Here is an 18,807-nt window from a genome sequence, read left to right on the forward strand (position 1 = left end):
ATAAAATTAAGTGGATTCACACAACCATTCAACCTCTGCTATTCTTAAAACTTAAGCACTCACTACAAACCTAACTATGCTACTTCCCCGCAAATGGCCTTTTCTAATAACTCGGCTACATCGTAGGTTGAAACCTTTTCTTCTACTTCTTTTGCTTTCGTACCATCTGAAAGCATGGTTAAGCAGTACGGACAAGCGGAACTAATAACCGTCGGATTTACCTCTAACGCCTGCTCCGTTCGGCTCACGTTAATGCGATGACCCGTTTCTTCCTCCATCCACATTAAGCCGCCACCCGCGCCACAGCACATTCCTGTTTCTCTGTTTCTTTCCATCTCTACAAGTTTGACACCTGGAATCGACTTTAAAATCTCCCGCGGCGGATCATAGACATCATTATAACGGCCTAAGTAACAAGAGTCGTGGAAGGTAATTGTTTCATTCACTGCATGTTTTGGAACAAGTTTTCCATCGCGAACGAGTTCATAAAGAATTTCAGTATGATGGAACACTTCTGCTTCTAAGCCGAAATCAGGGTATTCATTTTTGAAAATATTATAGGCATGCGGGTCCGTTGTAATAATTTTCTTGACCCCTGCTTTTTCAAATTCCTCAATATTCTTCGTTGCAAGCTCCTGGAATAAGAACTCATTTCCGAGACGTCTTGGTGTGTCTCCAGAGTTTTTCTCTTTGTTTCCAAGGATCGCAAACTTCACACCCGCTTCATTTAAGAGCTTAGCAAAGGCAAGGGCAATCTTTTGGCTCCGGTTATCGTATGATCCCATCGCACCCACCCAGAATAAGTATTCAAATTCCTCGCCAGCCTTGTTCATTTCCTTTACCGTTGGAACATGTACGTCCTCGCGGGCATCGCGCCAGTTTTCGCGCTCTTTACGATTTAAGCCCCATGGATTACCTTGACGTTCAATATTCGTCATCGCCCTTTGTGCATCGGCGTCCATTTTTCCTTCTGTTAAAACAAGATAACGGCGCAGGTCGATAATTTTATCCACGTGCTCATTCATCACCGGGCATTGGTCTTCGCAATTTCGGCAAGTCGTACATGCCCAAATTTCTTCTTCGGTAATGACTTCGCCAATTAAGCTTGGGTTATAAGCAAGCGATGCTGCTGCTTCTTGCGCCCCTTGACCGCTTGCAGCAAGTGCCAGCTGGTTTCCTTTTGTCCCTGCAAACGCATAGGTTGGCACCCAAGGCTGCTTGGAGGTTACTGCAGCACCGTGATTGGTTAGATGGTCACGGAGTTTTAAGATTAAATCCATTGGTGAAAGCATTTTGCCTGTTCCTGTTGCCGGACACATATTCGTACAGCGCCCACATTCTACACAAGCATATAGATCGATCATTTGATGCTGGGTAAAATCTTCAATTTTTCCAACGCCAAACGATTCCTGTGATTCATCCTCAAAATCAACCTTTTTCAATTTACCCGGTTTTTCCAAACGGTTAAAATACACATTTGCCGGTCCGGCAATTAAATGGGCATGCTTTGATTGCGGTACATACACTAAGAACGTTAATAAGAATAATAAATGCGCCCACCAGGCTACATAGAAAACCGCGATGGCTGCTGTTTCGCCTAGCCACGAAAAGGCCAGCGAGATGACGGATGCAACCGGTTCCGCCCAAGTTGCTGCTTCCCCATGCCAAATCAGACCCATTCCATTCCCAACAAGGACGGAAACCATCAAACCACCGATAAAAATTAACACAAGTCCCGCTTTAAAATTCCGCTTCAAACGGACGAGTTTTTCAACGTAACGGCGGTAAAAGGCCCAGATGACAGCCACGAGGATGGTAAGCGTGACCAACTCCTGGATAAATGTGAACACTGGATACACGGGTCCAAGCGGGAGATGTGCGCCAGGTTTAATCCCTTTGATGATAAAATCAATCGCACCCAATTGAACAAGAATAAAACCATAAAAGAACATCACGTGGATCGCACCACTCTTTTTGTCCTTCAAAAGTTTCTTTTGTCCAAACACATTGACCCAGATTTTTTGCATCCGTTCTTTTACATTGTTGTCAAACTCTACTTTCTTCCCGAGTTTAATAAATTCAATTCTAGTTTTAACTACATAAACGAATAGACTGATTGCGTAAGCGGTTACAGCTAGAAATGCAATCAGGTTTACCCATAAAAGTCCATTCAATCAATACGCCCCCTTTTAAAAAATATTCGTCCCATCTACCCTTAACTATGTAGAAAATTTTAAACCAATAAAATTTTCTGAACTTACTGTTATCTCTATTATATAATGAATGAGCATTCAGTCAAATCATTTTTACTTAAAGATTATTTGATTTTTTTCAAATTCATACAATGGTCCTTGTTTGGTAAATATAAAAACAATGATTGGAGGAAAAATTCCTTATGAAATTACTATTCATTTTGCTTGGACTTATACTTCTTATCATTGGCTGGTTTTATCTTGATTTCACATTAGGATACAGGAAGCATCTTAAGATTGTTCGCAAACTTGAAACACCGATTCTCCAGGGAAACTTCGATATCTTTCCCCATGGAAAGAAGCTGTTTGCCGATTACTTTGACGAGTTAAAGAACGCTAAACAGCATATCCATGTGTTATTTTATATTGTTAAAAACGATCCAATTAGTCAGGAGTTCTTCGAGATATTAAAGGGTAAGGCACGTGAAGGGGTGGAAGTTCGTCTGCTGCTTGACCGAATTGGCAGTTTCAGCGTGAAGAAAAAGACTGTTGCTTCGCTGCGTGAGGCCGGTGTGTATTTTGCTTTTAGTAATCGGATTAAACTCCCCTATCTTTTTTATTCCTCTCAAGTACGGAACCATCGAAAGATAACGGTTATTGATGGTGAAATTGGTTATCTCGGCGGCTTTAACGTTGGCATGGAATATATCGATGAGGATCCAAAGCTCAGTCCTTGGCGTGATTATCATTTAAAAATCACCGGGGAAAGTGTTTCGTACTTACAGCAAGAGTTTTTTGTTGATTGGCAGGAGTATGGTGAAAAGGTCCCTGACGTGACAAAGTATTGCAGGATGCTCCCAAAAGGAATGGTACGCCAGCAATTTGTGCCCACTGAGGCTGGTCAGCTTGAAGCAAGGCATCTTAATTTAATAAAAATGGCCAACAAGTCCATTATGATTGGCACGCCCTATTTTATCCCCAGTAAAAAAATATTTCATGAGCTAATTCTGGCGGCAAGGCGCGGGATTGAAATAACGATTATTGTTCCGTTTACAGCTGACCATATCCTTGTGCAAGAAGCATCCTACCGCTATTTGCGCCGGCTTCTTCGGGAAGGGGGAAAGGTTTATCAATTTAAAAATGGATTTTACCATGCAAAGACGATTATTATTGATGATCGTCTGTGTGATATCGGTACGGCCAATTTTGATAAACGAAGTTTATTTTTAAACAAAGAAATTAACTGCTATTTTTATGATGAGGAATTTGTGGCAAGGTTTAAGGAAGTTTTCGTTAAGGATATTCATGACTCAAGGCCGTTGACGTTATCAGATCTTAATCATCCTAATTTATTTCGATCGGTAAAAGAAGTCATTGCCGGGTCAATTTCTTATTTTTTATAGCGGCTGTGATAGATTTTCGCCTTACCACAATAAATAAAAAGGAGTTTGCCCTATGAAAATTCGTTTCGGCTATGTATCGACTGCGATTACGTTGTGGGATGCCTCACCGGCGAAGGCTCTTACCTTTACTCGTTACCAGCAGCTCGGCGAGCAGGAACGTGCCGAAAGATTATTGCAGGTTACGAAACAAAATCTGGATCATACGATACGGATGCTTCATTACAATATCGCTCATGAAATTGAGGTATATCGGATGTCGAGCTCGATTGTTCCGTTGGCGACACATCCTGAGGTGCGTTGGGATTTCCAATCTCCCTTTCGCTCGGAATGGCAGGAAATTGGGCGGCTAGTGAAAAAACATCGTTTAAGGGTGAGCTTTCATCCTAACCAATTTACTTTGTTCACCTCAGATAAAGCCAAAATTACTGATAATGCAGTGATTGATATGGAGTACCATTATCAGATGCTTGAGGCGGTGGGGATCGAGCATGAAGGCTTGATAAACATCCATATTGGAGGTGCTTATGGTGATAAAACAGAAACGATTATTCGCTTTCATAAAAACCTAAAAAAGCTTCCAGCTCCTGTGAAATCGGCGATGACATTAGAAAATGATGATAAAACCTACAACGCAGAGGAAACACTTATCGCCTGTGAAAAGGAAACCATTCCGTTTGTTTTTGATTATCATCACCATATGGCCAATCCTTGTGAACCTGCCCTCGAGGAGCTATTGCCGAGGATATTTCAAACTTGGGATCATATTCGGCTCCTACCTAAGATACATATCTCCTCGCCAAAAACAGAAAAAGAGTTTCGTTCACATGCAGACTTTGTCGATTTAGAGTTTATCCTTCCTTTTTTGAAGCTACTAAAAGAGGTAGGACAGAATGTTGATTTTATGATTGAAGCGAAGGCAAAGGACCAAGCATTGCTGCGATTGGTGGAAGAAATGAGCAAGCTTCGGGGCTATAAGCGAGTCAGCGGGGCGGCGATTGAGATCAAGTAATCGGGGTGCATGTTTTCTCGTCCAAATGGATAAAGTAACAACTAGATTCTAAATCAAGGAGGGGTTTTAAGTGGAAAGTACGAGTGAATTTGTGAAAACTTTTAATGAAAACAAGAAAAAACAAGAGAAAAATAAGAAGCGTCAAGGTCAAAACGACCCTGAAAAATTTTTGCCAAACAAGCAGCATTAATAAAAGAGCCATGAAAAAAGAGTCTCCGCAGCGGAGACTCTTTTTATACTTCCTCGATTAAATTTAAGACAGGAACGTCTCGCTCATCCTCGGGGTTTTGCTTTGAGTAGATTCTGGCCATTTTCGTTGTATCATCGACATGTTGAATTATAACTGGGGCACCATCGTACGTCACATCAATCATATCTGCGGATTCAAGTATTTCTTTCGCTCTTCCTACATTCACTGCGGTCCACTCCTCGTTAAAAGTTCTTTAATAATATCTGCAAATTTGGGGTGAATATTCTCCTTTAGAAAAAAATTCATGTTTACTAGGTCATTTTTCCAACAGGCTGTGACAAACTTTCCTGTTGATTTCCGCTCCAGGCACTTCGCTTTCCGCGGGCAGTCCGGGATCCTCCTCGTCGCTTCGCTCCTGCGGGGTCTCCCGTGACTTGCTCTTCCCGCAGGAGTCTCGTGCCTTCCGCTCCAATCAATAATGGGTTTTAACACATCCTTCTAAAAGTTGAAATATACCTTCCACTTCACAAAAATAAAAGACCCCCTTTTTCTCAAAAGGGAGCCAACTAAAAAGTTACATTTTTTCTGGAGCGGAAACACCGATTAATGCCAGCGCATTGCGCAGTGTGATTTGAACGGTCTTGACTAACGCAAGACGCGCCTTTGTGCGTTCAGGGTGCTCGCTGTCGAGTACCTTTTCGGCATTGTAAAAGCTGTGGAACGCGGACGCAAGTTCATAGATATAATTAGTAATCCGATGCGGTACACGCTTTACGGCCGCCTCACTAACCGCTAACGGGAACTCGCCAAGCTTTTTCAATAAGTCAATTTCCTTTTCGGCACCAACTAATGTAAAGTTGGCATCGCCGCTTACCTGAATTCCCTGCTCCTCACCTGCACGAAGGATACTGCAAATCCTTGCATGAGCGTACTGTGAGTAGTAGACAGGATTTTCATTGGATTCGGACACGGCTAAATCTAAATCAAAGTCCATATGTGTATCCGAACTTCTCATCGCAAAGAAATAACGAGTGGCATCGAGGCCAACTTCATCGACTAAATCTCGCATCGTTACTGCTTTACCAGTCCGTTTACTCATCTTCATCTTTTCACCATTCTTATATAGGTGAACGAGCTGAATGATTTCGACCTCAAGGGCGTCAGGTCCATAGCCTAGTGACTGGATGGCGGCCTTCATCCTTGGAATATAGCCGTGATGGTCAGCGCCCCAAATATTAATCAGCTTTTCAAAGCCGCGGTCAAGCTTATCCTTGTGATAAGCAATATCTGGCGTCAAATACGTATAAGACCCATCCTGCTTAATTAACACGCGGTCCTTATCATCACCGAAATCGGTCGAACGTAACCAGGTTGCGCCGTCTTCCTCGTAAATATAGCCGCTTTCACGCAGTGCTGCGAGTGCTTCATCAATTTTTCCATTTTTATAAAGGGAGGTTTCAGAGAACCAGACATCAAAGCGAACGCGGAAATCCTCAAGGTCCTTCTGTAATTTAGCCATTTCATATTTCAAGCCATAGTCACGAAAAAAGTCAGAGCGCTCCTGCTCATCCACTCCGACAAACTTATCGCCAAACTCTTCGGCAAGCCTTTTCCCGATGCCGATGATATCAGCCCCATGGTAGCCGCCCTCTGGCATTTCCTTTTCAAGCCCAAGCGCCTGAAAGTAACGTGCTTCAACAGAAAGCGCAAGATTATTAATCTGGTTTCCGGCATCATTAATATAATATTCGCGGGAAACATCGAAGCCCGCCTTTGCTAAAATATTGCAGAGCGCATCACCAATCGCCGCGCCACGGGCATGACCTAAGTGGAGGTCACCGGTTGGATTGGCAGAAACAAACTCCACTTGAACCTTTTGCTTGCCGCCAACCGTTGTTTCGCCGTACCGTTCATCCGCTGCGAGCACATTCGGAATAAGGTCTGTTAAGTAATCATTATTCATATGAAAATTAATGAAGCCTGGCCCTGCCAAATCAATTTTTTCAATCGAAGCCTTGGAACGGTCAAAATTCTCAATTAACGCTTCGGCAATCGCACGCGGTGGCTTCTTGGCCACTCGTGCCAGCTGCATCGCCATGTTTGTCGCGTAATCACCATGCGTTTTATCCTTCGGAACCTCTAAAATGACGTCAGGGATTTGCTCAGCGGTTGCAAGATTCGCCTTGACGACAGCTGCTTTAATTTCATCCTTTAATTTACTTTGTACCTGTTCAACTATGTTCATTTTTTTCCTCCTGAAACGCTATTTCTAAATGGTATGTACTTAGGGCTGACCCTTCCAATACAAAGTCGTAAAGGACAGTAAAGCTGCCTTTCCCATTTTCAAAGCTATAATCTAACTTGTTTGCCTTTGTAACGGTGGTAAATTCCCCAAACGGCATTTCATAACTGCCATTTAGTTTGCGATTTAATTCAAAGGGCAGGCGCATTTTCACGGCACCCGAGCGCAAGATTAGCGCTTCCTTGTCTGCCATTTTAACAATCGTGCGGACCTCACCTTCCTCCATCGCTTCTACGTATTGGAGATAATCCGCATTCTCTCTTCGAAAGTATCGACCAAAAACAGATAATTCAAAAGTTTCATCTTGGTCAATTGTTGTTTTTACAGTAATTTTTACGGGTAATTCGGGGGTCGACAAGCCTTATAGCACTCCCTTTTTTAAAAAGGAACCTTCTTTAAGGTCCTTTGAATGGTTTTCGTCACAATCACTTTTTCTATTATACCCATTGCTGCAGCAAGATTCAAAAGATGCCTGCCCCTTATTGGGACAGGCACCAAAAAAGTTTTCTATTTTACCCAACCTAGAAGCATTTCACGAATCAGCTTGCTCGCTGTATTCGCAGTTTGTTCTGAGTGGTCGTAAATAGGCGCAACTTCAACAAGGTCGCCACCAACCACATTTACTTCAGAGCGGGCAATCTCATGAATTGAAGCGAGCAGCTCTTTTGAAGTGATTCCGCCAGCATCAACCGTACCTGTTCCTGGTGCATGTGCAGGGTCAAGAACATCGATATCAATTGTGACATAGACTGGACGGCCAGCAAGTGTTGGCAGGATTTCTTTTAACGGCTCAAGGACGTCAAATTTTGAAATATGCATGCCGTTTTGCTTTGCCCAGTCAAACTCTTCCTTCATTCCTGAACGAATTCCGAAAGAATAGACATTTTTCGGGCCAATCAGCTCGGCAATTTTGCGAATCGGTGTCGAGTGGGACAACGGCTCGCCTTCATAATGATCACGCAGATCCGTATGGGCATCCATATGAATAATCGCTAAATCAGGGTATTTCTTATAAACAGCTTTCATAACTGGCCAAGATACTAAGTGCTCTCCGCCCATTCCTAAAGGAAACTTTCCGGCATCCAGTAACTGACCGACGTACTCTTCGATCATATCAATGCTTTTTTGCGGATTCCCAAATGGAAGCGGAATATCACCAGCATCAAAATATTTTACATCCTCAAGCTCGCGGTCAAGATAGGCGCTGTATTCTTCCAGGCCAATCGACACCTCGCGGATACGCGCAGGACCAAAACGTGAACCTGGACGATAACTAACCGTCCAATCCATCGGCATCCCATACAGAACGACCTTACTCTCCTCAAAACTCGGATGACTCTTTATAAACACATTCCCAGAATAAGCCTCATCAAAACGCATATGCATTCCTCACTTTATGTAATAAAAATAGGTGCTTTTGTCCCCTATTTGACCGGAGTACTTCTCTTTTTTCATCTTCGGTCACGTAGAACCTCCCTATGTGACCGTTACACTTCTCTATTCTTGTCTTCGGTCACGTAGAACCTCTCTATGTGACCGAATTTCTCCTCACTTCAGCCGAAACAACCAACTGTCCGCCTCAGGTGGACAGTGTCCACGAGTGGTGACAGGCACCAACAAGGCACCAACAAAATTACTTCACTAGATCTCCCACAAACTTCGGCAGTACGAAGGCTGCTTTGTGTAGTTCTTTTGTGTAGTATTTTGTTTCGATTTCATGGTAGCGGTCATCGTTCACTTCTACCGGATCATATTTCTTGGAGCCGATGGTGAAGGCCCATAGTCCGCTTGGGTAGGTTGGGATGTTCGCTAGGTAAAGACGTGTGATAGGGAAAATTTCCTTTACGTCACGCTGTACACTGCGGATTAGATCCGCTTTGAACCAAGGGTTGTCAGATTGAGCGACGAAGATTCCGTCTTCTTTCAGCGCACGGGAAATACCTGCATAGAATCCTTTTGTAAATAGGTTTACGGCTGGTCCAACCGGTTCTGTTGAATCAACCATAATGACGTCATACTGATTTTCACTTTTAGCGATATGCATGAAGCCATCGTCCACTTGAACATCCACACGCGGATCCTCAAGCATTCCTGCAATCGATGGAAGGAATTTTTTTGAGTACTCGATAACTTTGCCATCAATATCAACAAGCGTTGCTTTTTTCACGCTTGGATGTTTTAAAATTTCACGGATTACACCGCCATCGCCACCGCCGACTACAAGCACATTCTCAGGGTTTGGATGAGTAAATAGTGGCACATGGGCTACCATTTCATGGTAAACAAACTCATCTACTTCAGAGGTCATGACCATGTCATCCAGCAACAGCATATTGCCCCATTCTTCTGTCTCTACCATATCAAGCTTTTGGAAATCCGTTTGCTCTGTATGTAAGGTTTTATTTATTTTCATAGTAATGCCAAAGTTTTCAGTCTGTTTTTCTGTAAACCAAATTGCCATGTTCATCTTCCTTCCAATTCTATTTTAAAAAATTTCTTCCAACTAAATAACTACGCTAAGCGTATGGACACTTCCACTTTTCTTTGTCTAGCTCCAGCACCTAGGCGCTTCCGCTTTTCTTTTTTTATACTACCCAAACTATTGAATTACAAACATAAAGAAAAGTCTAGTGAATTACTGGTGAAATTTCAAGAAAATTTTTCATTTTGCTAGATAAAATGTTTAAACTCCCCTGGTATTTTCCAATACTGTTACTATGCAATTTTTTATAGTGATATCTAGCTAACAACAACGGGAACTTATAAAGGGGGGGATTCAAGTGGAAGTTGTGACCGATCAGGGATTTCGAAAAACAGTAAAATACCTGCGTGCTTTAATCATTATTAGCTTGATAGGAATCATTCTCGCTTTGCTTATATTTTTAGGCATTCTCGCTTATGCAAAAATGCTGGGGGCACCAGCGCTTGCTGTTCCCCAATCCACCTTGTTTTTTGCTAATGATGGCTCCTTGATTGGTGAAAGCAACAGCGGTCAGAAAAGATACTGGGTACCGTTAGAGGAAATTTCGCCAGATTTAACCGCAGCTACTATTTCAATTGAGGATAAAAACTTTTATGAACATCATGGCTTTGACTATAAACGGATTGCCGGTGCCGTTTTTGCCGATATCAAGGCATTTGCTAAGGTTCAAGGTGCCAGTACGATCACACAGCAATACGCAAGAAATCTGTTTCTTGAGCATGATAAAACCTGGAAACGAAAGATTCTCGAGGCCTTTTATTCCATCCGGCTTGAAATGAATTATACAAAAGATGAAATTCTTGAAGGCTATTTAAACACCATTTACTATGGGCATGGTGCTTATGGTGTTCAGTCAGCAAGCCAATTTTATTTTGGAAAAAATGCCTCCGAACTGACTTTAGCTGAAGCCTCTATGCTTGCCGGGATCCCAAAAGGACCTAGTTTATACTCGCCGCTTTCTTCAATAGAAAACGCCAAACAACGCCAGGAGATTATTCTCCATACGATGGTCACCAACGGCTATATCAAGAAACAGCTAGCACAAACAACGAAAGAGGTCCCCCTTACTTTTGTTGGTAATCATCCGCACAAGCATGTTGAAGCCGCTCCATATTTTCAGGATGCCGTTAAAAATGCTTTGAAAAATTCGCTAAACTTGGATGAGCGGACGATTGCTCTCGGCGGTTTAAAGGTATTTACTACACTTGACCTGAAGCAGCAGGAAATAGCTGAACAGCAGGTTGAAAAATATATTTCGGACGAGTCAGAGATTCAGGTCGGTATGGTCGCGATGAATCCGAAAAATGGCTATGTTACAGCGATGGTTGGCGGCCGTGACTATGAAGAAAGCCCCTTTAACCGGGCGGTTCAGGCGGTAAGACAGCCAGGCTCGACCATTAAGCCGCTACTTTATTACGAAGCGCTAAATCAAGGCTTCACGCCATCTTCAACAATGAGAAGTGAATATACGACTTTCAAATTTGATGATGGCAGGGAGGAATATTCTCCGCAAAATTATAATAACACCTATGCAGATGGTGAGATTACCCTCGCCCAGGCGTTGGCCTTATCAGATAATATTTATGCAGTTAAGACACACTTATTTATGGGCACAGAAACCTTAGTAAACACGGTAAAGAAGTTCGGGATATCAACTGACATGGCCAGTGTTCCCTCTTTAGCACTGGGGACCTCAGGTGTTCGTGTCATTGAAATGGCGAATGCCTACAGTTTGTTTGCAAATGGCGGAAAAAAGGTAAACCCTATCTTGATTACAAGGGTGGAGGATTATAACGGCAAGGTCATTTATGAATATAAAAATGAAGCTAGTAAGGTTCTCGATGCTGCGAAAGCCTTTGTAATGACACAGATGCTGACGGGTGTATTCGATACTAAGCTTAACGGCTATACAACGGTTACAGGGAATTCACTCATAAAAGATATTACCCGTACGTATGCCGCAAAATCTGGGACGACTATAACAGATAACTGGATGGTTGGCTATACACCGCAGCTCGTGACGGCCGTTTGGACCGGTTATGACCTTGGCAAGCCGATAACCCGTGTGGCAGAGAAGGGATATGCCAGAAACATTTGGGCACAGTTCATGGAAAAGTCACTTAAAGGGAAACCAGTAAAGAGCTTCAAACCGCCGAAGGAAGGCGTTGTTGGCGTGTATGTCAATCCGGCCAACGGGAAGCTGGCATCCGATGACTGTCCTATCCGGAGGTTTACGTATTATGAAACCGGAACCGAACCAACGGAATACTGTACCGATCATTTTTCCCATAATGATGAGGCAAAGCCTGTAGAAGATAAGAAGGACCAAGAGGTTCCTTGGTATAAAAAGATTTTTAAATGGGCTAATTAATGTGCAAAAAGAACATAGAAAGGCTCCGGAGTTTCCGCTCCGGAGCTTTTCCTGTCCTAGCTTTACAGTGTTCTCACACTGCTAATAATTTTAGCTAGTTTTTGCCAAAATTTCAACTCTATTTTCTTAAAATAGCTTTATTCCGCCTGTAATCCCTTTTTCAACTCTTCAGTAGAATTGTTCCACAGATCTTGATTGTGGTTGCGTAAGAAATCAGCTAATATCTTTTTCGATTTATCGTCCATATGCTCGACTATAATATGTCGTTTCAGTGATTTATCCATCCGATTCACATGTTCAGGAAGTGATTTATAGCCACGGCGGATTTCACGGTCGACCGTCATTTCACAGGCAGTTACTCCTGCATAGTATGGTCCTTCCGGTTTACGATCCACCGTTACCCACACTAGCCAGTAGGGTTTTGCGTTTGGAACCTCTTCCTTTGTTTTCAGGAATTTAATCCCCTTCTCGACCACGCTTCGTGCATGCATCGCACCAACATCAATAACTGCATCACTCGCATCAACATCAATAATTACCGGTGACACATTATCAAGGCTTAATGCACCCTTTCCATAACCCTTGTGCCCATCTGTCGGGTCAGGTTTTATAATATTAAAGCCTAGTTTTTTCTTTTCATTCATTAAATATTAACCTCCTATCCTAAAAAAAGAATTGATAAAAGAAATCACCTAATCCATTCATTACCCAAGGTAAAACCACACCGAAAATAGGCTGGATCGTATACTCGTCAAGCGGGGTGATGACGATGATCAAAAAGATAATTACTCCATACGATTCCCATTGGGTCATTTTTGCCCGCAGGTCATTTGGTGCCAAATCCTCTAAAATCCGGTAGCCATCCAATGGCGGAAACGGCAATAAGTTAAAAACAAATAAAACAATATTAAGCCAGATAAATATATCGAGAAATTCACTAAAACCTGCCGGAATCACCGCACCAAAGCGCATTAAAGCGAACGCAACGATAAAGGCAAGCGAAGCCAATACAAGATTACTAAGCGGGCCGGCAATCGAAACTAACACTCCGGCAAGACGCGGTTTTTTAAAGAAAAACCGGTTGACAGGGACGGGACGTGCCCAGCCAAACCCGGCAATAAAAATCAAGATTGTCCCAAATGGATCCAGATGCTTGAGCGGATTTAACGTCAAGCGCCCTTGTTTTTGTGCCGTGCTATCCCCAAATTTATAAGCCACGTATGCATGAGCAAATTCGTGGAACGTAAACGCAATCATTAAGGTGATTGCAACGTAGGGAATCTCCTGTAATGAATAAGCAAGAAATCCTTCCAATCTATCTCCCCTTCTCCTCTTTTTTTCCTTTAGTATACATGATAGAGACCCTAATGTGAAAATGTTATACATGCTTGTTTTTTTACCAGCGAAATGCCACAATATGAACAGTTATGTTAAAAGGAGGACTACCGATGCCCTATGTTACTGTTAAAATGCTAGAAGGTCGTACGGAAGAACAGAAAAAGGCACTTGTTGAAAAAGTAACTGCTGCTGTGAGCGAAACAGTAGATGCTCCAAAGGAAAATATCGTTGTGTTTATTGAGGAAATGCCTAAAAATCATTACGCTGTAGGCGGAAAAAGATTTAGCGATAACTAAAAATCGAAAAAGAGGTGCTCAAAAGTGATATTTGAGCACCTTAGTTTTGCAAAGCTTAATTCGAATTAGCTGACATGCCACCATCAATTCGATACTGACTTCCACTAATAAAACTACTATCTTCGGAAGCAAGGAAAAGAACCAACTTAGCAATTTCATCCGGCTCCGCGTATCTTCCCATTGGAATAAGCTTGGTATATTCGTCCCTAGCTTGTTCTGCCCGACCTGGATAGGTACTTTCCTCAATATCTCTCATCATTCTTGTATTAACACTAGTAGGGTGGATTGAATTCACTCGTACCTTTCTGCTGGCTGCTTCAAGGGCAGCTGTTTTTGTCAATCCGACTACAGCATGCTTTGAGGCAACATAAGGTGATAGCGTTGGGTAGCCCATCCAACTTGCATCAGATGCAGTGTTAATAATGCTGCCGCTTCCTTGTTCCATCATGATGGGTAACACATGCTTTAATCCTAAAAAGATACCACGGACATTGATATTCATCACTTCATCAAATGCCTCTACGGTTTGATCTACTAACAATGCAACCTTCCCTTCAATACCTGCATTATTAAAGAAAATATCAATTTTCCCAAAATTTTCAACCGTTTTGTTCACATATTTGATTGTGTCCTCTTCTTTGGATACATCCGCTTTTACTGTAATAACCTCTCCATATTGATCAAGTTCAGACTTCGCCTTCATAAGTGATTCTCGGGTTCTCCCAACTAATACGACCTTCGCGCCTTCTTTTAAAAATAATTCGGCTGTTTCAATTCCAATTCCACCAGCACCACCTGTAATGATCGCAACTTTTCCCACTAATTTAGCCATATGTATTACCTCCATCACCTGTAATAGTTCGATTCTAAACACCATACGGATAATTTAAAAAGTAAAAAGCTTGAGGTTTTCCCTCAAGCTATTTTCATGATGTTGTTCATGTTCCGCTACACTATTTGGAGATTCGCTTTTTCCTTTAATACTTCAATGTATTGATAAGCCTCTGCAATTTCCTCTTCGGTGTAGCGCTGGCTTGCTTTTAATGTGAACACTTTGTTTGTAACTTCTTCTTTCGAAAGATTATCAAAATACAAGATTGTTGATACCAGCTCCAAGAATCTAGCATTCTGTTCATTCATATCCTTCAGACACTCTTGTAAAAAGGGCATATCCACTTCATTTAAACTTAAAAATTCTTTCCCGTCCTCTGTAAGGGTGTAACGGTACTGAAAATAACCACCCTTTTTCTCTTTAATCTCCTCGAGAAATCCCATATTACAAAGTTCTTCGACACGCAGTGTTAATTCCTCGGAATAAGGTCCATAAAAATGGAACTGGAAACGCTCGTGGAAGGGGAAAGTTACCTTTTTAGCAATATATATCATCTTTTGCAGTTTTTTTCTTCCGACAACTTCACCGGAAACAAAAATTGCTTGCATCAGCTTCGCATGATCTTTTAACAACATCGTCATCTCCTACACCAAGTTTATATCTCTAATAGGGTACGTATTTGTTTTTTAATATCCTTTTCTAGAGATTCATCGTCAAGAAAATCAGCAGGATAGTAGAGCTTATGATCGGTTCGCCTTTTTCCAGAGATGGCGTCGACAATTTCGGATTCACGAGAAAGCTCCCTTAACTCTCCGCTTTTCATTAATAAATGAATCGGCAGCCGTTCCTCTTCCTCACCTGGGCGGTAAAAGTCGTAAGGCAGGTCTGACGAGGAATCAACCACTAAATAGTATTCTGGATCAATTCCAGCCTTTTCAAAAAGGCGGGTTAATTCTGTGAGCTTTTTGTATTCCTTCGCGGGGTCAAATTCAACATATTTAAACAGGTTGCGGTTAACGAAACGTCTGCATAAGTCGCTTAAAATCCTGTCATCCTCTTCCTGCCAGATTTGAAAGTAATACATAATTACGGCTTCATCTAATTTTAAATAGTCTTCTAATATCACCTGGTCTGTAAAGAGGGTATAAAAGTGGATCGGGTCGTTTTTAAACGCATAGTTTTCTTCAGATAACTGTTTCGCCCGGTGGAGGATCTTTGTTAAAATTACCTCTGCGCTCCGGGACACAGGATGAAAGTATACTTGCCAGTACATCTGGTAGCGGCTCATAATATAATCCTCTACTGCATGCATGCCGCTTTTCTTAATTACCACTTGATCCTCTTGCGGACGCATGACGCGCAAAATTCTCTCCATATCGAATTGTCCGTAGCTTACACCGGTAAAATAGGCATCCCTCTGCAGGTAATCCATTCGGTCGGCATCAATTTGGCTGGAAATTAAACTAACAACGAGCTTTTTTTCAGAGGTCTTTTCAATCACTTCTGCGACTTTTTCAGGAAAGTCCGGGCTCACTCTTGTAAGGACGGCGTTTACCTCTGTTTTCCCGAGGATAATCGCTCTTGTAAACTCTTCATGGTCCAAGTCGAATACTTTTTCAAAGGAATGCGAAAAGGGTCCGTGCCCCAAATCATGTAGAAGGGCTGCACATAGGGTAAGGATGCGATCTTCCGCGTTCCATTCCGGCCTGCCTGCAAACACATCATCTATGATGCGCCGGACAATTTCATAGACACCAAGTGAGTGGTTGAAGCGGCTATGCTCAGCCCCATGGAAGGTTAAAAAGGCAGTCCCGAGCTGTTTAATGCGCCGCAGCCGTTGGAATTCCTTTGTCCCGACTAAATCCCAGATTACGTGATCACGCACATGGACATAGCGATGAACAGGATCTTTAAATACTTTTTCCTCACTAAGCTTTTCTGCCGAGTACCCCATAGTTGTTTCCCTTCTTCCTCTTATGCTTGCTTCTATTATATCCCCAATTATTAGGTAAATCAGCAAAATTCTCCAGCATTTTTCGCCATATTTTTTAATTTTGTCTGTTGATTGGAGGTCCAGGCACTTCGCTTTTTAGCGGGCGGTCCAATCAACAGAGTATGCAAAAATAGCATTCATTTAACATAACAAAAGAAAAATCACCTAAGATTTTTTGTCATAGGTGATTATTTTAGCTTTTTATTAATTTTCTCCATTAATTCCTCTTCGGTTAGTGCGGCTAGTGGTCGGTTGTTTACAAAGGCAAAGGTCTTTTTTCGGCCAGGACCGCAATAGGATTGGCAGCCAATAATGACTTCGGCTTCGGGGTCAATCTCTTTCAAACGAGGGATTAATGTCTTCAAATTTACGGCTTGACAATCATCGCAAACGCGAAATTCATTAGACACTACTTCCAGCCCTTTCTCATGCTATCTATTATTATTTTACCCTAAATCAATCAGTTAACTCCTATGGTATTTTACATTTTCTTGTGCGCCATTGCAAGCAAGCTTTTCACACTCAGCCGACTCTTTCATTTAAAAAATCTACTATCCTTGCAAGAATTTGGTATAAAGCTTATAAAACTTGTCCATCATAAGACTAGAACTTTTAAAAACTCATCAGGGTTAACGTTTATATTATTTAGGGAGTTGAAAAATATGAAAATTCGTCAAGATGCATGGACAGATGAAAATGATTTACTTTTGGCTGAAACCGTCCTGCGCCATGTAAGAGAAGGCAGTACGCAGCTGAACGCTTTTGAAGAGGTTGGTGACAAACTGAATCGGACTTCCGCAGCCTGCGGCTTCAGATGGAATGCCGTTGTACGCCACACCTATGAAAGAGCTTTGCAATTAGCAAAGAAACAACGTAAGCAACGTCAAAGAGTACTAGGGAAAGAACAAAGCGGGAAGAAAAAATTACTTTACAATCCGCCAGTAAGCGCTGACGTACTGGCGCATGCGAGCGAAATGCAGCTGTCGATGGAAAGCTTTGAAATGCCAGACCTATCTACAGAAACAGCTGCTGAAACGCATGTATCACCAACTGTTCAGCCTGTAGCAAAGCCTGCAGCAACACAAACATTCTACAGATCAGCACCAGCTTCTGCATCTGCAGGACTCTCACTTGATCAGGTAATTGATTACTTGCAAAACTTTGATCATGCCAATCTTCAAAATGAAGCATTAAAAAGTGAGAATGAAAGATTAAAACGTGAAATTGCTGAGCTAAGAAGTCAAAACGCAGAAATGGCTGCAAAAATTGAGGACCTTTCACAAAATACCGAAACGATGCAGGAAGATTATGAGACACTAATGAAGATTATGAACAGGGCCCGCAAGCTTGTGTTATTTGATGAAGAAGAAAGACCTGCAACCAAGTTCAAAATGGACCGAAACGGTAACTTAGAAAAAGTCGCAGAATAACCGAAAAGCTACAGCGTCCCTAGGCGCTGTAGCTAGACAATAAATGCACCGCTAAGGTTAGGGAGAGAGTAAGCAACACATACTCATACTCATAAATAAAGGAGCCGTAAATCCACAATCGAGGATTTACGGCTTTTTACCTATCAGCTTAGTTTTTCATTGCGATCAATGACTCTTTGATAATAACCAGGAAATAGTCCAAGTTCATACGCATTTAACTGTCCAGCAAATAAAAAATCGCTATTTTCCTTTAGTTGGTTTAGTAACCGGAGCAAGACATCAGCAACTGTAAAATTTTCAGCAAGCAACTCGGAGAGTGAAGCCATCACCTCTGGGACAATTTCCGGATAGGCAAATTTCGTTTGTTCTCCATTTTTGGCAATCTCATAAAATTGCTTTATCAGCTCGGCTCTTTCACTTCCGCTACCATTCACGCAAAGATATATCTGGACGGCCACGCCTTTTTTGAGACGGCGCTGGGAAATGCCTGCAAACTTTTTCCCGCTGATGCTTAAGTCATAGCTTCCAGGGCAATAGGAGCCCACAATTTCTCTTGCTTCAATCTGGACATCAAATTCAGCGAACATCTTTTGAATTAACAGCCACATCGTATCATAACCGCGATTGATATCAATACTCTTTACGGTTTCTGGTAAAATTAACGAGATATTTAGAACCCCTTCATCGAGCACAACCGCTAACCCTCCTGAATTCCTGACAATAGACTGATAACCCTGCGCCTCGAGAAATTGTCTTCCTTCTTTTAAGAATGGCAGTTTTGTATCCTGTATCCCGAGCACAATCGTATTGTGATGAACCCAGGCCCGAGCTGTAGCCGGTGCCTCACCCGTTCCGACAGATGCACATAACGTATCATCCGTTCCAAACGACTGTAATGCGCTGAAATGGTTACCGGCCGCTGACTGGTCAATGAATCGCCATTGCGGCTGGCGGAGCAACGTTTCCATA

Annotated in this window: 19 protein-coding genes; 6 read left to right on the top strand and 13 right to left on the bottom strand. The window is 42.2% G+C overall.

Annotation, left to right across the window (positions count from 1 at the left end):
• Positions 1 to 74: 74 nt before the first annotated feature.
• Complete coding sequence (locus tag NSS81_RS11440) at positions 75 to 2,174, bottom strand: (Fe-S)-binding protein (protein ID WP_342433620.1); 2,100 nt, start codon at positions 2,172 to 2,174, stop codon at positions 75 to 77.
• Between the two features lie 221 nt (positions 2,175 to 2,395).
• On the opposite strand from NSS81_RS11440, the gene cls reads away from it, so the two are divergent.
• The 3 genes from cls (at position 2,396) to NSS81_RS11455 (ending at position 4,794) form a co-directional block, all read left to right on the top strand.
• Positions 2,396 to 3,595: a cardiolipin synthase gene (cls, locus tag NSS81_RS11445; protein WP_342433621.1), complete on the top strand. Its 1,200-nt coding sequence runs from the start codon at positions 2,396 to 2,398 to the stop codon at positions 3,593 to 3,595.
• Between the two features lie 52 nt (positions 3,596 to 3,647).
• Complete coding sequence (uvsE, locus tag NSS81_RS11450) at positions 3,648 to 4,604, top strand: UV DNA damage repair endonuclease UvsE (protein ID WP_342433622.1); 957 nt, start codon at positions 3,648 to 3,650, stop codon at positions 4,602 to 4,604.
• A gap of 70 nt (positions 4,605 to 4,674) precedes the next feature.
• A complete protein-coding gene (locus NSS81_RS11455) occupies positions 4,675 to 4,794 on the top strand; it encodes a DUF4023 family protein (protein ID WP_342433623.1) in 120 nt (39 codons plus the stop codon).
• Between the two features lie 43 nt (positions 4,795 to 4,837).
• Here NSS81_RS11455 and NSS81_RS11460 read toward each other — a convergent pair whose 3' ends face one another.
• From NSS81_RS11460 to speE, 5 genes are all read right to left on the bottom strand, one after another.
• Complete coding sequence (locus tag NSS81_RS11460) at positions 4,838 to 5,020, bottom strand: H-type small acid-soluble spore protein (protein ID WP_342433624.1); 183 nt, start codon at positions 5,018 to 5,020, stop codon at positions 4,838 to 4,840.
• Positions 5,021 to 5,368: 348 nt separating this feature from the next.
• Positions 5,369 to 7,039, bottom strand: coding sequence for an arginine--tRNA ligase (gene argS / locus NSS81_RS11465; RefSeq protein ID WP_342433625.1), 1,671 nt, complete (start codon positions 7,037 to 7,039; stop codon positions 5,369 to 5,371).
• The gene (locus NSS81_RS11470) at positions 7,026 to 7,454 is read right to left on the bottom strand and encodes a DUF1934 domain-containing protein (protein ID WP_342433626.1); all 429 of its coding nucleotides are present in this window, start codon (positions 7,452 to 7,454) and stop codon (positions 7,026 to 7,028) included. The genes argS and NSS81_RS11470 overlap by 14 nt, the downstream gene beginning before the upstream one ends.
• Positions 7,455 to 7,603: 149 nt before the next feature.
• Entirely contained in the window at positions 7,604 to 8,476 is an 873-nt protein-coding gene (gene speB, locus NSS81_RS11475) for an agmatinase (protein WP_342433627.1), read from the bottom strand.
• 253 nt (positions 8,477 to 8,729) lie between these two features.
• Positions 8,730 to 9,557 (bottom strand): spermidine synthase, encoded by an 828-nt coding sequence (gene speE / locus NSS81_RS11480; protein ID WP_342434001.1) that lies wholly within the window; start codon positions 9,555 to 9,557, stop codon positions 8,730 to 8,732.
• 319 nt (positions 9,558 to 9,876) lie between these two features.
• Between speE and NSS81_RS11485 the strand changes: the two genes are divergently transcribed.
• On the top strand, positions 9,877 to 11,949 hold the full coding sequence (locus NSS81_RS11485; RefSeq protein WP_342433628.1) for a PBP1A family penicillin-binding protein: 2,073 nt from the start codon (positions 9,877 to 9,879) through the stop codon (positions 11,947 to 11,949).
• Positions 11,950 to 12,086: 137 nt separating this feature from the next.
• Here NSS81_RS11485 and NSS81_RS11490 read toward each other — a convergent pair whose 3' ends face one another.
• Positions 12,087 to 12,593 (bottom strand): YwhD family protein, encoded by a 507-nt coding sequence (locus NSS81_RS11490; RefSeq protein WP_342433629.1) that lies wholly within the window; start codon positions 12,591 to 12,593, stop codon positions 12,087 to 12,089.
• Between the two features lie 19 nt (positions 12,594 to 12,612).
• Positions 12,613 to 13,263, bottom strand: coding sequence for a site-2 protease family protein (locus tag NSS81_RS11495; RefSeq protein WP_342433630.1), 651 nt, complete (start codon positions 13,261 to 13,263; stop codon positions 12,613 to 12,615).
• A 134-nt stretch (positions 13,264 to 13,397) separates the two neighbouring features.
• On the opposite strand from NSS81_RS11495, the gene NSS81_RS11500 reads away from it, so the two are divergent.
• Positions 13,398 to 13,583, top strand: a complete 186-nt coding sequence (locus NSS81_RS11500) for a 2-hydroxymuconate tautomerase (RefSeq protein ID WP_342433631.1) — start codon at positions 13,398 to 13,400, stop codon at positions 13,581 to 13,583.
• A 55-nt stretch (positions 13,584 to 13,638) separates the two neighbouring features.
• On the opposite strand, the gene NSS81_RS11505 is transcribed toward NSS81_RS11500, so the two are convergent.
• From NSS81_RS11505 to NSS81_RS11520, 4 genes are all read right to left on the bottom strand, one after another.
• Entirely contained in the window at positions 13,639 to 14,415 is a 777-nt protein-coding gene (locus tag NSS81_RS11505) for an SDR family oxidoreductase (protein WP_342433632.1), read from the bottom strand.
• 116 nt (positions 14,416 to 14,531) lie between these two features.
• Complete coding sequence (locus NSS81_RS11510; RefSeq protein WP_342434002.1) at positions 14,532 to 15,047, bottom strand: YwgA family protein; 516 nt, start codon at positions 15,045 to 15,047, stop codon at positions 14,532 to 14,534.
• A 23-nt stretch (positions 15,048 to 15,070) separates the two neighbouring features.
• On the bottom strand, positions 15,071 to 16,369 hold the full coding sequence (locus tag NSS81_RS11515; protein ID WP_342433633.1) for an HD domain-containing protein: 1,299 nt from the start codon (positions 16,367 to 16,369) through the stop codon (positions 15,071 to 15,073).
• 227 nt (positions 16,370 to 16,596) lie between these two features.
• Positions 16,597 to 16,818: a DUF1450 domain-containing protein gene (locus tag NSS81_RS11520; protein ID WP_342433634.1), complete on the bottom strand. Its 222-nt coding sequence runs from the start codon at positions 16,816 to 16,818 to the stop codon at positions 16,597 to 16,599.
• 252 nt (positions 16,819 to 17,070) lie between these two features.
• On the opposite strand from NSS81_RS11520, the gene NSS81_RS11525 reads away from it, so the two are divergent.
• Positions 17,071 to 17,838: an RsfA family transcriptional regulator gene (locus tag NSS81_RS11525; RefSeq protein WP_342433635.1), complete on the top strand. Its 768-nt coding sequence runs from the start codon at positions 17,071 to 17,073 to the stop codon at positions 17,836 to 17,838.
• Positions 17,839 to 17,981: 143 nt separating this feature from the next.
• Here the strand turns inward: NSS81_RS11525 and NSS81_RS11530 are convergent, their stop codons facing one another.
• Positions 17,982 to 18,806 (bottom strand): lipoate--protein ligase family protein, encoded by an 825-nt coding sequence (locus NSS81_RS11530; protein ID WP_342433636.1) that lies wholly within the window; start codon positions 18,804 to 18,806, stop codon positions 17,982 to 17,984.
• Between the last annotated feature and the right edge of the window lies 1 nt (position 18,807).

It is taken from the genome of Neobacillus sp. FSL H8-0543, from assembly GCF_038592905.1.
GTDB lineage: Bacteria > Bacillota > Bacilli > Bacillales > Cytobacillaceae > Neobacillus.